General features: G+C 67.3%; 13 protein-coding genes. 11 read left to right on the forward strand and 2 right to left on the reverse strand.

Annotated features, from left to right (window positions below; all coding sequences use genetic code 11):
* Positions 1-885, reverse strand: coding sequence for an HDOD domain-containing protein (locus GH681_RS08585; RefSeq protein ID WP_153161049.1), 885 nt, complete (start codon positions 883-885; stop codon positions 1-3).
* A gap of 162 nt (positions 886-1,047) precedes the next feature.
* Between GH681_RS08585 and GH681_RS08590 the strand changes: the two genes are divergently transcribed.
* From GH681_RS08590 to GH681_RS08610, 5 genes are all read left to right on the forward strand, one after another.
* Positions 1,048-2,055 carry an oxidoreductase gene (locus GH681_RS08590; RefSeq protein ID WP_153161050.1) on the forward strand — a complete coding sequence of 336 codons (1,008 nt, stop codon included), beginning with the start codon at positions 1,048-1,050 and terminating at the stop codon, positions 2,053-2,055.
* Between the two features lie 24 nt (positions 2,056-2,079).
* Complete coding sequence (locus GH681_RS08595) at positions 2,080-3,261, forward strand: response regulator (protein WP_153161051.1); 1,182 nt, start codon at positions 2,080-2,082, stop codon at positions 3,259-3,261.
* 62 nt (positions 3,262-3,323) lie between these two features.
* The gene (locus GH681_RS08600; RefSeq protein WP_153161052.1) at positions 3,324-5,216 is read left to right on the forward strand and encodes a propionate--CoA ligase; all 1,893 of its coding nucleotides are present in this window, start codon (positions 3,324-3,326) and stop codon (positions 5,214-5,216) included.
* Between the two features lie 73 nt (positions 5,217-5,289).
* Positions 5,290-5,694 (forward strand): hypothetical protein, encoded by a 405-nt coding sequence (locus tag GH681_RS08605; protein WP_153161053.1) that lies wholly within the window; start codon positions 5,290-5,292, stop codon positions 5,692-5,694.
* Entirely contained in the window at positions 5,691-6,662 is a 972-nt protein-coding gene (locus GH681_RS08610; protein WP_153161054.1) for a CapA family protein, read from the forward strand. The genes GH681_RS08605 and GH681_RS08610 overlap by 4 nt, the downstream gene beginning before the upstream one ends.
* A gap of 6 nt (positions 6,663-6,668) precedes the next feature.
* Here the strand turns inward: GH681_RS08610 and glp are convergent, their stop codons facing one another.
* Positions 6,669-7,916, reverse strand: coding sequence for a gephyrin-like molybdotransferase Glp (gene glp, locus GH681_RS08615; RefSeq protein WP_153161055.1), 1,248 nt, complete (start codon positions 7,914-7,916; stop codon positions 6,669-6,671).
* A 210-nt stretch (positions 7,917-8,126) separates the two neighbouring features.
* On the opposite strand from glp, the gene GH681_RS08620 reads away from it, so the two are divergent.
* The 6 genes from GH681_RS08620 (at position 8,127) to GH681_RS08645 (ending at position 13,116) form a co-directional block, all read left to right on the forward strand.
* Positions 8,127-8,600 (forward strand): 4Fe-4S dicluster domain-containing protein, encoded by a 474-nt coding sequence (locus GH681_RS08620; RefSeq protein ID WP_153161056.1) that lies wholly within the window; start codon positions 8,127-8,129, stop codon positions 8,598-8,600.
* A 10-nt stretch (positions 8,601-8,610) separates the two neighbouring features.
* The gene (locus tag GH681_RS08625; protein ID WP_153161057.1) at positions 8,611-10,458 is read left to right on the forward strand and encodes an aldehyde ferredoxin oxidoreductase family protein; all 1,848 of its coding nucleotides are present in this window, start codon (positions 8,611-8,613) and stop codon (positions 10,456-10,458) included.
* 96 nt (positions 10,459-10,554) lie between these two features.
* Entirely contained in the window at positions 10,555-11,841 is a 1,287-nt protein-coding gene (locus GH681_RS08630; RefSeq protein WP_153161058.1) for an NAD(P)/FAD-dependent oxidoreductase, read from the forward strand.
* 8 nt (positions 11,842-11,849) lie between these two features.
* Positions 11,850-12,101, forward strand: a complete 252-nt coding sequence (locus GH681_RS08635) for a MoaD/ThiS family protein (protein ID WP_153161059.1) — start codon at positions 11,850-11,852, stop codon at positions 12,099-12,101.
* A gap of 8 nt (positions 12,102-12,109) precedes the next feature.
* Complete coding sequence (locus GH681_RS08640; protein WP_153161060.1) at positions 12,110-12,415, forward strand: hypothetical protein; 306 nt, start codon at positions 12,110-12,112, stop codon at positions 12,413-12,415.
* Positions 12,412-13,116 (forward strand): ABC transporter permease, encoded by a 705-nt coding sequence (locus GH681_RS08645; RefSeq protein ID WP_153161061.1) that lies wholly within the window; start codon positions 12,412-12,414, stop codon positions 13,114-13,116. The genes GH681_RS08640 and GH681_RS08645 overlap by 4 nt, the downstream gene beginning before the upstream one ends.
* The last annotated feature ends 2 nt before the right edge of the window (positions 13,117-13,118 follow it).

Genomic DNA, 13,118 nt, shown 5'->3' on the forward strand with positions numbered 1-13,118 from the left:
TCAGGCCTGGGGCAGGGCGCGGTCGGGGTCTCCGCCGGCGTCCAGCAGGTTCTCGATCGACTCGTGGGGCACCTGCAGGCGGGCCAGCAGGTTCTCGCGGCTGATGTGGATCAGCTTCTCGATGGCCGACAGGTCATCGGGAATCGCCGGGTTGTCCCAGCCCTGGGCGGTGTGGCGGGCGAGGCTGTTGGCCAGCTGCACGGTGCGCACCCGGGCGTTGTCGATGTAGCGCTCGTCCATCATCGACACCAGCAGGTCTGGCAGGTGCCAGTGGCGCACCAGCGCCAGCTGCAGTTCCTTGGCCGAGAAATTGAACACCGAGCGCTGGGCCACCGCCGAGCGCAGCCCGCGGTCGACCCGCTGGAGTTCATACACCTGCTGGGTGAGGGTTGGGGCGAAACACCAGCACAGGATCTCGGTGACCTCCGACAGCAGCGCCGCCACCGTCACCTCATCCACATCCAGATCATGGCGCACGATCGCCCAGTCGCGGGCGTAGCGGGCCGCCCGTCGGGCGCGGCTGATCACCCGCAGCACGCCCACCAGAGCCTTCGGATGCTGGGCAATCTGGCCTTCGATGGTCGGCTGGTCGGCAAAGTCGCGCAGAAACGGTGAGATGCCCATCATCATGATCGCCCGCTCGATCGTCGTGATGTCGTGGTTCTGCCGGGCGCGCCGGTTGGCCTCGATGTGGATCAGCACCTTCAGCGTCATCATCGGGTCCGACAGCACCAGCGCGGCTACCGTCCGCCCGTTGATGCTGTCCTCCTGTTCGAGCATCGCCTGGAGCTCCTTGACCGTGTGCTTGAGCACGGGCAGGGGTTCCTGGCTGAAGAAGGCGATGTAACTGTCGATGGTGTCGAACGGCTGTGGGATCAGGGCCATTGTCATGCTCCGGCGGGTGATGACCTCATTTACGGCAGGACGGTCGCGGGATTGAGTCCCAGGGCGGAAGTCGAGGCAAGCAGGCTGGCAGCCAAGGCTATAATCGGCCGACCAACACAAAGGGTTGCCGTCGCGCATCCCGTTCCAGAGGAGAGCAAAACCATGTCCAGCGTCCCGAACCCGTTCCAGGCCTTTGTTCTGCGGCAGGACGAGAACCGCAAGGTGCTCGCCGCGATGGAGCCGCTCACCGTCGACCAGCTCGATGCCGGTGAGGTTCTCATCGAGGTGGCGTATTCAAGCGTCAATTACAAGGACGCGCTGGCCGCCACCGGCGCCGGCAAGATCATCCGGCGCTTCCCGTGCGTGGGCGGCATCGACATGAGCGGGACGGTGGTCGAGAGCGCCGACCCGCGCTTCAAGCCGGGCGACGCCGTGATCGCCACCAGCTACGACATCGGCGTGGCTCACCATGGCGGTTACGCCCAGTACGCCCGCGTGCCGGCCGGCTGGGTGGTGCCGCTGCCCGACGGCCTGTCGCTGTTCGACGCGATGGCGCTGGGCACCGCCGGTTTCACTGCGGCGCTGGGCATCGTGCGGATGGAAGACAACGGCCTGGCGCCCGCCAACGGCCCGGTGATCGTCACCGGCGCCAGCGGTGGCGTGGGCGGCCTCGCCATCGACATGCTGGCAGGCCTCGGTTATCACGTGGTGGCCCTCACCGGCAAAGCCCACGAAGAGGCTTACCTCAAGGATCTGGGCGCGGCCGAGATCAAGCTGCGCGACACCATCGACCCGGCCAAGACCCGCCCGCTGGACGTGGGCCTGTGGGCTGGCGCGGTGGATAACGTGGGTGGTGACATCCTCGCCTGGGTGCTCTCGACCATGAAGCAGGCCGGCACCGTGGCCAGCATCGGCAACGCCCAGAGCATCAAGCTCGACACCACGGTGTTCCCGTTCATCCTGCGTGGCGTCAGCCTGCTGGGCGTCGACTCCGGCTACATGGGCGAGCCGACCCGTACCCGCGTGTGGCAGCGCCTGGCCGGCGATCTCAAACCGCGCCACCTTGCATCCATGACCCGCACGGTGCCGTTTGCCGAACTGCCGGGCGTTTTTAACGACTTCATCGCCGGCAAGGTCAAGGGGCGCACGGTGATTGCCGTTAAGGGGTGAAGTCCCCAACAGCGAGTCCCCAGCATGAACGATTCAACCGATCAGGCCCTGCCGCGTGTTCTGATCATTGACGACTCCCGGATGGTCAGAGCATCGATCATCCGGCACGTAAGGGACCGCTTCGACGTACGTGAGGAAGCGGACGGGGAGGCCGGCTGGCGGACGCTGCTGGTCGACCCGACCATCCAGGCGGTGATCACCGACATCGGGATGCCCAATCTCGATGGCTACGGCCTGCTGGAGCGCATCCGTTCCTCGCGCCTGTCACGAATCAATACCCTGCCGGTGGTGGTCATCTCCGGCGATGACGAGCCGGACGTGCGCGTCAAGGCCAAGAGCGCCGGCGCCACCGACTTCATCTCCAAGAGCATCGGCAACATCGAGCTCCTGGCGCGCCTCGAGGCGCTCACCCAGCTCGCCCGCACCCAGCGCGATCTCGAGGAAAGCCGCGCGGCCCTGGCCACCGCCAGTCCGGTTGATCCGGCCTCCGGGCTCGCCACCCAGTCCTACCTGCATTACCACGCCTCCCAGGAGCTGTCCCTCGCCCAGCGCAAGCATGGCGCCCTGTCGGTGATGGTCATCGAGATCGACCAGTTCGACACCCTCGTGGCGCGCTACGGCGCCCACGTGGCGCAGTTGGTCAATCGCAAGCTCTCGAAGATCATGGCCACCAAGCTGCGCAAGGAAGACACCGTGGCCGAACTGGCTCCGGCGCGCTTTGCGGTGGTCTCGCCCAGCACCGACATGCTCGGCGCCTGCGGCTTTGCGATGCGCCTGCGCGGGGCGATCGAGCACATCGTGATGACCTATCGGGAGGAGCGCATCCGCATCCGCCTGACCATGGGCATCGCGGCCGCCGATCCCGAGTTGCAGCAGACTGTCAGCCACCTGATCGGCATCGCCGTCGAGCGCCTCACCGCCGGGCAGCTTGCCGGCGGCAACCGGGTGATCGGTGACAGCGGCGAGGTGACCCCCGACATGCTCGCACCGCCGGCCCGCCCGCCGGTGAGCATCGACCAACTATTGCAGCACCTGGCCACCACCGGGCCGGATGCCGCGCTGCGCAGTAAACTCCCGGATGCCATCCGGACCCTCCTTCCTCTGCTGGAATTGATAGAATCCGAGCACCCGTCCGGTCTGCCGCTTGCCACCCTCGCACGCGTCGCAGAAGCCGGCCTGGAAACGGCAGCGCAGCACAACGACTGAGCGGGCGCCATGACGCACCGCCGCCGCTGCCCATGTTCGGACTTTATTTGGGGGAGGAACCCATGGCTTCATACAAGGAATTTCACAAGCGCTCCATCGAAGACCGCAACGGCTTCTGGGGCGAGCAGGCCGAGCTGATCCACTGGAACAAGCAGCCCGAGCAGATCTACGACTTCTCCAACCCGCCGTTCGTCAAGTGGTTCAAGGGCGGTGAAACCAACCTCTGCTACAACGCCGTCGACCGTCACGCGGAAAGCAACCCGAACGGCAAGGCGCTGGTCTACATCTCCACCGAGACGGACGAAGAGAAAACCTATTCGTTCTCCGAACTGCGCACCGAAGTCATGCGCATGGCGGCGATCTACCAAAGCCTCGGCGTCAAGAAGGGCGACCGTGTCCTGATCTACATGCCGATGATCGCCGAAGCCTGCTTCGCGATGCTGGCCTGTGCCCGCATCGGCGCGATCCACTCGGTGGTGTTCGGCGGCTTCGCCTCCCACTCGCTGGCCACCCGCATCGATGATGCCAAGCCCACCGTGATCGTCTCTGCCGACGCCGGCATGCGCGGCGGCCGCCCGGTGCCCTACAAGCACCTGCTGGACGAAGCCATCAGCCTGGCCGAGCACAAGCCCGCCAAGGTGCTGATGGTCAACCGTGGCCTCGACAAGGAAATGGTCGTGGTCGAAGGCCGCGACGTGGATTACGCCACCCTGCGCGCCGCCCACATGGATGCCAACGTGCCGGTCACCTGGCTCGAGTCGTCCGAACCCAGCTACATCCTGTACACCTCCGGCACCACCGGCAAGCCCAAGGGCGTGCAGCGCGACACCGGCGGCTATGCCGTGGCGCTGGCCGCCTCGATGAAGCACATCTACTGCGGCAACGCGGGCGAGACCTTCTTCTCCACCTCCGACATCGGCTGGGTGGTGGGTCACAGCTACATCATCTACGGCCCGCTGATCGCCGGCATGGCCACGATCATGTACGAAGGCACGCCGCTGCGCCCGGACGCCGGCATCTGGTGGAAGATCTGCCAGGAGCAGGAAGTCACCGTGATGTTCAGCGCACCGACCGCCATCCGCGTGCTCAAGAAGCAGGACCCGGCCTTCCTCAAGAAGTACGACCTCTCCAAGCTGCGCGCCCTGTATTGCGCCGGCGAGCCGATGGACGAAACCTCCCACCAGTGGATGATGGACGAGCTGGGCATCCAGGTCATCGACCACTACTGGCAGACCGAAACCGGCTGGGCGATGCTGTCGCTGATGCCTGGCGTCGAAAAGCACGACGTGCAGCTGGGCTCCCCGGGCTTCCCGGTTTACGGCTACGACGTGCGTCTGTTCCGCGACGACGGCTCCGAGTGCGGCCCCAACGAGAAGGGCATCGTCGGCGTCGTGCCGCCGCTGCCGCCGGGCTGCCTGTCCACCGTGTGGGGCGACGACAAGCGCTTCGTGTCCACCTACTTCACGCTGTTCCAGGACCCGATGGTCTACTCCAGCTTCGACTGGGGCATCAAGGACGACGCCGGCTATTACAAGATCCTCGGCCGTACCGATGACGTGATCAACGTCGCCGGTCACCGTCTCGGCACCCGCGAGATCGAGGAAGCGGTGCAGTCCCATCCGGCGATCGCCGAAGTGGCGGTGGTGGGCGTGGCCGATCAGCTCAAGGGCCAGATGCCGATGGCCTTCGCCGTCGTCAAGGATCCGACCACCATCGACACCCCCGAAAAGGTCGTGGCCCTCGAAAAGGCCGTGATGAAGATCGTGGACGGCAGCCTCGGCGCCATCGCCCGTCCGGCCCGCGTGCACTTCATCTCCGGTCTGCCCAAGACCCGCTCCGGCAAGATGCTCCGTCGTTCGATCCAGGCCCTGGCCGAAGGCCGCGACCCGGGCGATCTGACCACCATCGAAGACCCGAGCACCCTGGAACAGATCAAGGCAGCCCTCACCGCCTGATCCCGCTTCCACGCAGCACGAAAAGCCGACCGCCCAAGCCGCGGTCGGCTTTTTTTTCCTGGCAATGCAAAACATGCTCCGACTCCCGTTCCCGCTCCTCGCCCTGGCCGTCAGCGTCGCGCCCGGCATGGCCGATGCCGCTGCGCGCATCCATTGCCACACCACCTACGGGGGCGAAACACGCCTGCACGTGGCCCGTCCGGTGGCCTCGCCCTACGGTGTCGGGAGCGAGCCGATCGGCAGTCACTTCCTGTTCCGGGTGGTGTTCGAAGGGCAACCCCGCGAGCTTGCGGCGGTCAAGATCTACACCTACGCCGATCTCGATCACGGCCCGACGCTCATCCACCAGTCCACCCATCCGTTGCCCCTTGCCAATCGCGGCGCGTACGGCTTCACCGGGCTGCAGCGGGTCTACGAGCCCCGGCGGGACAGCGAACTCGAATACTGGTGCGAAACTGCGCAGGGAGGTCGGAAATGAGCCTTCGAAGCCTGCTGGCCGCCGCCGCGCTGATCGCCCTGGCGCCGGCCGCCGCGGCCGAAAGCCTGAGCCTGATCTTCGCCGGCGACGTGATGCTCGACGATGGCCCGGGCCGGGTGGTGGCTGACGGGCGCGATCCCCTCGCGGGGGTCGCGCCGATGCTGGCGGGTGCAGACTACCGCATCGCCAATCTGGAATGCCCGGTGGCCACCACCGGCACGCCGCTGGACAACAAGATCTACAGTTTCCGCGCCCATCCACGGGTGCTGTCAGTGCTGCAGGGGCGCTTCGATGCGGTGTCGCTGGCCAACAACCACTCGGGCGATTATGGCCAGGTGGCCTTCACCGAAACGATGGCCCTGCTGGATGGCGCCGGCATCCGCCGTTTCGGGGGTGGGCGCAATCTGGTCGAGGCCCACGCGCCCCTGTGGATCGAGCGCAAGGGGCTGCGCATTGCCGTGCTCGGCTATAACGAATTCAAACCGCGGGTGTTCGAGGCTGGCGCTGACCACCCCGGTATCGCCTGGAGCGAGGACAGCCACGTGATCGCCGACATCCGCGCCGCCCGCAAGGCAGGAGCCGATCTGGTGATTCCCTTCATGCACTGGGGCTGGGAGCGGGAGCCCAAGCCCTCGGCCCGCCAGCGGGCACTCGCCCGGCGGATGATCGACGCGGGTGCGGCGGCGGTGGTGGGCGGCCATCCCCACGTCACCCAGGGGGCGGAGCTGTACCGGGGGCGCCCGATCGTCTATAGCCTGGGCAACTTTGTCTTCGATGGCTTCGACGAGCTGCCCGCGGGGCGGGTGGGCTGGCTGCTGCGGCTGGAGCTCGACCGCCGCGGCGTGGCTGCCTGGCGCACCTTTGAAGCGCGGATGGATGGCGAAGGCGTGCCGTCTCCCGCCGCCGGCGCCGTCACGCCCTGCGGCCGGCGGGGCGATCGCGTCGTGGGCGCCTGCCGCAACCCCTGAGCGGCGTCAGATCAGGCCCTCGAAGAGTTGCACCGGCACGGTCTCGCCAGCCTTCACGTCGCCGCGGTTCTCGTCGATCACGATGAAGCAGTTTGCCTCGGAGAGCGAGCGCAGCACCCCCGAGCCCTGGGCCGACGCCGGTTTCACCTTCCACACGCCGTCCTCGGCAAACAGCCGGCCGCGCAGGAACTCGCAGCGGCCAGCCAGCTTGCGCACCGGTGCCACGCAGACGGCGGGCATCATCGGCCGCTCGGGCAGCGGATCGACGCCGGATAGCTTGAGCAGGGCGTCCTGCACGAACTGGTAGAAGGTCACCATCACCGCCACCGGGTTGCCCGGCAGGCCGAACATCCAGGCCTTGCCGATGCGCCCGAAGGCCATCGGACGGCCCGGCTTGATGTCGATCTTCCAGAAGCCCACTTCGCCCAGGCGCTGCATCAGATCGCGGATGAAGTCGGCTTCGCCCACCGACACGCCGCCGGTGGTGAGCACCACGTCGGCGCTGCCGGCCGCGGTGAGGAAGGCGGCCTCGAGTTCGTCCGGACGGTCGGGCACCACGCCCATGTCGATCAGCTCGTAGCCCAGGCGGGCGAGGGCGCCGTGGAGGGTGTAGCGGTTGGAGTCATAGACCTCGCCCGGGGCGAGGGGGCGGCCGATGCTGGCGAGCTCGTCGCCGGTCGAGAAGAACGCCACCCGCAGGCGCCGGGTGACGGCTACCTCCGCCAGCCCGAGGGATGCGGCAAGGCCCAGCTCGGCGGGGCCCATGCGCTTGCCGCGGGGGATCGCCACGCCGCCTTCGGCCAGATCCTCGCCGGCGCGGCGCACGTTCTGCCCGCGACGCAGGCCGCTGGGCACGGTGATGCGCTCGCCGTCGACGCGGACGACCTCCTGCACCACCACGCTGTCGGCGCCCATCGGCATCACGCCGCCGGTCATGATCCGCACCGCCTGGCCGCGCCCGACGATGCCGGAAAAACCCCGTCCGGCGTAGGCCGTGCCCACCACCTGGAGCGACACCTCGCCGTCGGCCGGCAGGTCTTCGGCCCGCACGGCGTAGCCATCCATCGCCGAGTTGTCGTGGGCCGGCACGTTGCACGGGGCGATCACGTCCCGCGCGAGGGGGCGGCCCAGGCTGGCCCGCAGGGCCACGCATTCGTGGCCGCCCACCGGTGCCACGGCGTCGAGGATGGTCCGGCGTGCTTCAAGGACGGTCAGCGTCTGGCGGGGGGCGGCGCATCCTGGGTCGAGGCTCATCGGGGGCTCCTGGCTATCGGTCGAGAGGCCTGATTAGTAACACAAATCGGAACCGCTGGAATCATTGCGGCGGTGCGCATTGACACCGCCACACGTCTGCGTATGCTGCGCTGACGGCGAGTCCTCGCGCGGCCTGCAGGCGTGCGCTGGATGAGACTGATGCAGCCCTGGTTCGCAGCTCGCGGGCCCAATAAAAACGAGGAGACATTCATGTGGAAATCGCTTCACATTGACCCCAAGAAGTGTACCGGCTGCCTGCAGTGTGAGATGGCATGCTCGGTCGAGCACACTGGGGCGATCAATCCGTCGAAGTCACGCATCAAGGTTTTCAGCTTCGAGACGGAAGGCCGCAAGGTTCCCTACACCTGCACCCAATGCACCGAAGCCTGGTGTCTCAACGCCTGTCCGGTCGATGCGATCCGCATCGATGCTGGCACTGGCGCCAAGCAGGTTTTCGACGATGTGTGCGTCGGTTGCAAGGTGTGCACCATCGCCTGTCCCTTCGGCACCATCAATTACAACCAGGATAGCGGCAAGGTCCAGAAGTGCGACCTGTGCGGCGGCGAACCGGCCTGTGCAGAGGCCTGTCCGACCGGCGCGATCACCTATGTGGATGCCGACTGGACGGGGATCGACAAGATGCGCGCCTGGGCTGCCAAGGCCAACACCGCTGTGACCGAATAAGGAGACGACCATGGCCTGGAACCGAAAACTGCTGCGCGTCAATCTCACCACCGGCACCTGCACCGCCGAACCCCTCAACATGGAATGGGCTCAGGACTACCTGGGCTCCCGCGGGCTTGCCACCAAATACTTCGTCTCCGAAGTCGACCCGAAGGTCGACCCGCTGTCCCCCGACAACAAGATGATCATGTCCACCGGGCCGCTCACCGGCACGATGGCTTCCACCGGTGGGCGCTACACCGTGGTCACCAAAGGCCCGCTCACCGGCGCCATTGCGTGTTCCAACTCCGGCGGCTTCTTTGGCGCCGAGATGAAGTTTGCCGGCTGGGACATGATCATCTTCGAAGGTCGTTCGCCAAAGCCGGTCTATCTCTACCTGGAAAACGACAAGGCCGAGCTGAAGGACGCCTCCCATCTGTGGGGCACCAGCTGCTGGCACACCGAGGAGACCATCAAGCACGAGCTGCAGGATCCGCTGGTCCGCGTCTCGTCCATCGGCCTCGCGGGCGAGAACCAGGTGCTCTTCGGCTGCATCGTCAATGACCTGCACCGGGCGGCGGGCCGCTCCGGCGTGGGCGCGGTGATGGGCTCGAAGAACCTCAAGGCTGTGGCCTTGCGCGGCACCAAGGGCGTGTCGGGCGTGAAGGACATGAAGGCCTTCATGAAAGTCACCGCCGAGAAGAAGAAGGTGCTGGCCGACAACGCCGTCACCGGCCAGGGCCTGCCCAAGTTTGGCACCCAGGTGCTGATGAACGTCATCAACGAGATGGGCGCGCTGCCCACCCGCAACCACCGGGACGTGCAGTTCGAGGACGCCGGCAAGATTTCTGCCGAGGCCATGCACGAGAAGCGCCCCAGCGACAACAAGCCGCATCTGGTCACCAACGCCGCGTGCTTTGGCTGCACCATCGCCTGCGGCCGCATCTCCGAGATCGACAAGGGCCACTTCACGGTGGTGAACAAGCCCGAGTACTGGGGCGCCTCCGGCGGCCTCGAGTACGAAGCCGCCTGGGCACTGGGCGCCGCCAACGGCGTGGGCGATCTTGAAGCCCTGCAGTACGCCAACCTGCTGTGCAACGAGCAGGGCATGGACCCGATCTCCTTCGGCGCCACGGTTGGCGCGGTGATGGAGCTCTACGAGATGGGCGTGCTCACCAAGGAGCAGATCGGCATCGACGCGCCCTTTGGCTCGGCCGAGGCGCTCGCCCGGCTGGCCGAGATGACCGCCCGGGGCGAAGGCTTCGGCAAGGAAATCGGCGAAGGCTCGAAGCGGCTGTGCACCAGGTACGGCCACCCGGAGCTGTCGATGACGGTTAAGGGGCAGGAGTTCCCGGCCTACGATTCCCGCGCCATCCAGGGCATGGGCCTCACCTACGCCACCTCCAACCGTGGTGCGTGCCACCTGCGCTCGTACACCGTGGCGTCCGAAGTGCTGGGCATTCCGGTCAAGACCGATCCGCTCACCACCGATGGCAAGCCCGAGCTGGTGAAGGCCTTCCAGGACGCGACCGCGGTGTTCGATTCGGCCGGCATCTGCGTGTTCACCTCGTTTGCCTGGACGGTGGCCGACGTGCAGCCCCAGATCGAGGCCGCCTGCGAGGGCGACTGGTCGATGGACAAGCTCAACCTGATGGGCGAGCGCATCTGGAACATGGAGCGCCAGTTCAACAACGCCGCCGGCCTCACCCGCAAGGATGACGACCTGCCGCCGCGCCTCAAGACCGAACCGGCCAAGACTGGCCCGGCCAAGGGCCTGGTGAATGGCATCGACAAGATGCTGCCGGAGTACTACGAGCTGCGCGGCTGGACCCAGGAAGGCGTACCCACGCCCGAGACGCTGTCCCGCCTCGGCCTCTGAGGGCCGCGTCCGCTGCGGTTCCCGAGCTGTTGATCCAAGCGCACACGACGCCGGCTCCGGCCGGCGTCGTCGTGCCTGCGACATGAGGATTTCCCGATGAAGCATCTGATCCTGGGCAATGGCCCGGCCGGCGTGGTTGCCGCCGAGGCCCTGCGTCGCGCTGCGCCCCGCGACGAAATCGTGATGGTCGGCAGCGAGAACCTGCCGTCCTATTCACGGATGGCGATTCCCTACCTGTTGGAAGGCAACATCGACGAATCCGGCACCTATCTGCGCAAGACGCCGGGCCACTTCGAGGCCCTGGGCGTGCGGCTGCTGGAGGGCCGCGCGGTGGCGCTCGACACGGCCAAGCAGACGGTGCTGTTTGCCGACGGCCACTTTGAAACCTACGACCGGCTGCTGGTGGCAACCGGCTCCCACCCGGTGCGTCCGCCGATCCCCGGCGTCGACCTGCCCGAGGTGCAGACCTGCTGGACCCTGACCGACGCCGGCGCCATCGCCGCGCTGGCTAAACCCGGCGCGCGAGTGCTGCAGCTGGGCGCCGGCTTCATCGGCTGCATCATCATGGAAGCCCTCGCCAAGCGCGGCGTGCAGCTCACGGTGGTCGAGATGGGCGACCGGATGGTGCCGCGGATGATGACGCCCAAGGCCGGCGGCATGATCAAGCGCTGGGTCGAGGAGCAGGGTATCCGGGTGGTCACCTCCGCCGGCGTCGAGCGCATCGACCGGGCCGAGGGCGGCGATGCGCCGCTCACCGTCAGCCTCTCCACCGGCGACAAGCTCGCCTGCGATCTGGTGATCGTCGCGGCGGGCGTGGCGCCCAACGCGGCCTTCCTCGACGCCACCCCGGTGCACGTGGCCAAGGGTGTGCTGGTGGATGCGCGGATGGAAACCTCGGTGCCCGGCATCTTTGCTGCCGGCGACGTGGCCGAGGCGCCGGATCTTTTCACCGGTGCTCACCTGGTGTCGGCCATCCAGCCCAACGCGGCCGATCAGGCCCGTGTCGCCGCCATCAACATGGCTGGCGGCAACGGGCGGATGCCTGGCGTGCTGGCGATCAACGTGCTCGATACCCTCGGCCTCATCTCCACGTCCTTCGGGCAGTGGTGGGGCGAGCCGGAGGGGCAGGGCGTCGAGGTGGTGGACGAGGCGGCCTTCCGCTACCTCAGCCTCCAGTTCAAGGACGACGTGCTGATCGGCGCCACCTCCATCGGCATGACCCAGCATGTGGGCGCGCTGCGCGGGCTGATCCAGGGCCGGCTCAAGCTCGGCCCCTGGAAGGACGTGCTCCTCGAAGCGCCCCAGCGTTTCTTCGAGGCGTATCTGGCAGCCACCCAGCCCGATTCCATGGCCCGCCGGCAGGCCGCGGCCGCCTTTGCCTGAAAGCCTGCATGCGAGTCGTCTTCAAGCTCTTCGCCTCCCTGGCGGACTACCTGCCTGCCGACAGGCGGGGCAACATCGTGGAGCTGGACGTGGCGCCCGGCTCCACGGTGGGCGACCTCATCACCCAGTACCGGGTGCCCGAGAAGAGCGCTCACCTGGTGCTGGTCAATGGCCATTACATCCCTCCGGCCGCCCGGGCCGACCGGGTGCTGGCCGAGGGCGATGAACTGGCGATCTGGCCACCCATCGCCGGAGGCTGACCCGGCCCATGGCGGAAGATGTGAGCGCGCCGGGCGGTTTCGTCCGGGAGGTCGGCGCGACGCTGGCCGAGTTTGAGCGTGGGCTACGGCTGGCCGTGCCGGATGGCGTCTCGGCGCCGTCGCCGGGGTGCCTGCGGGTGGCCTCGGGCGGGGTGACGCTCGACATCGATCTTGTCGAACTGCCGGAACGTCGCCTGGGCCAGTTCCGCCTGCCGGTGCTTGCCGCCCGCTACCGTTTTGTTGCCGGCGACGTGCCCGACCGGGCGGCGCTGCTGGCCCACATCGACCGCGCCATGCAGCGGGGGGGCGGATGAGCGGGCTCGGTGCGGCGTTTTCCGATGCCTTCGCGCTCCTCGCCGGCTTCGATCATCAGGTGGCGGAGATCGTCACCCTGTCCCTCGAGGTGAGCGGGCTGGCCGTGCTGCTGGGCACGCTCATCGGCCTGCCCCTGGGGGCCTGCCTGGGCGTGGGGCGCTTTCCTGGCCGGCAGCTCTTGGTGGTGATGCTCAACGGCTGCATGGGTTTGCCGTCGGTGGTGGTGGGGGTGGTGGTGTATCTGGCCCTGTCGCGCTCCGGGCCGCTGGGGTATCTGGGGCTGCTCTATTCACCCACCGCGATGGTGATCGCCCAGACCGTGCTGGTGGTGCCGCTGATGGCCGCCATCGCCCGGCAGGTGGTCGAGGATGCGTGGCGCGAATACGAAGAGGAGCTCACCGCGATGGGCTTCCGCTGGGCCGGGCGGGTTAGGGTGCTGCTTTACGACTGCCGGCATTCGCTGCTGGTGGCCTTGTTGGCCGGGCTGGGGCGGGCCATGTCGGAGGTGGGCGCGGTGATGATCGTCGGCGGCAATATCGATCGCTCGACCCGTACTATGACCACCGCCATCGCCCTGGAGACCAGCAAGGGCGACCTGCCCCTGGCGGTGGCCCTGGGCATGGTGCTGCTGGCGGTGATCCTGCTGCTCAACGGTGTGGCCTACGCCCTGCGCCAGTGGGCGATGCGGCGTTACGCATGAGG

Source organism: Zoogloea sp. 1C4 (assembly GCF_009469605.1).
GTDB lineage: Bacteria > Pseudomonadota > Gammaproteobacteria > Burkholderiales > Rhodocyclaceae > Zoogloea > Zoogloea oryzae.

Bases quoted from the DNA above. Each gene is read 5' to 3' on its own strand.
- GH681_RS08585 (WP_153161049.1), bottom strand. From the start codon at position 885: ATGGCCCTGATCCCACAGCCGTTCGACACCATCGACAGTTACATCGCC.
- GH681_RS08590 (WP_153161050.1), top strand. From the start codon at position 1,048: ATGTCCAGCGTCCCGAACCCGTTCCAGGCCTTTGTTCTGCGGCAGGAC.
- GH681_RS08595 (WP_153161051.1), top strand. From the start codon at position 2,080: ATGAACGATTCAACCGATCAGGCCCTGCCGCGTGTTCTGATCATTGAC.
- GH681_RS08600 (WP_153161052.1), top strand. From the start codon at position 3,324: ATGGCTTCATACAAGGAATTTCACAAGCGCTCCATCGAAGACCGCAAC.
- GH681_RS08605 (WP_153161053.1), top strand. From the start codon at position 5,290: ATGCTCCGACTCCCGTTCCCGCTCCTCGCCCTGGCCGTCAGCGTCGCG.
- GH681_RS08610 (WP_153161054.1), top strand. From the start codon at position 5,691: ATGAGCCTTCGAAGCCTGCTGGCCGCCGCCGCGCTGATCGCCCTGGCG.
- glp (WP_153161055.1), bottom strand. From the start codon at position 7,916: ATGAGCCTCGACCCAGGATGCGCCGCCCCCCGCCAGACGCTGACCGTC.
- GH681_RS08620 (WP_153161056.1), top strand. From the start codon at position 8,127: ATGTGGAAATCGCTTCACATTGACCCCAAGAAGTGTACCGGCTGCCTG.
- GH681_RS08625 (WP_153161057.1), top strand. From the start codon at position 8,611: ATGGCCTGGAACCGAAAACTGCTGCGCGTCAATCTCACCACCGGCACC.
- GH681_RS08630 (WP_153161058.1), top strand. From the start codon at position 10,555: ATGAAGCATCTGATCCTGGGCAATGGCCCGGCCGGCGTGGTTGCCGCC.
- GH681_RS08635 (WP_153161059.1), top strand. From the start codon at position 11,850: ATGCGAGTCGTCTTCAAGCTCTTCGCCTCCCTGGCGGACTACCTGCCT.
- GH681_RS08640 (WP_153161060.1), top strand. From the start codon at position 12,110: ATGGCGGAAGATGTGAGCGCGCCGGGCGGTTTCGTCCGGGAGGTCGGC.
- GH681_RS08645 (WP_153161061.1), top strand. From the start codon at position 12,412: ATGAGCGGGCTCGGTGCGGCGTTTTCCGATGCCTTCGCGCTCCTCGCC.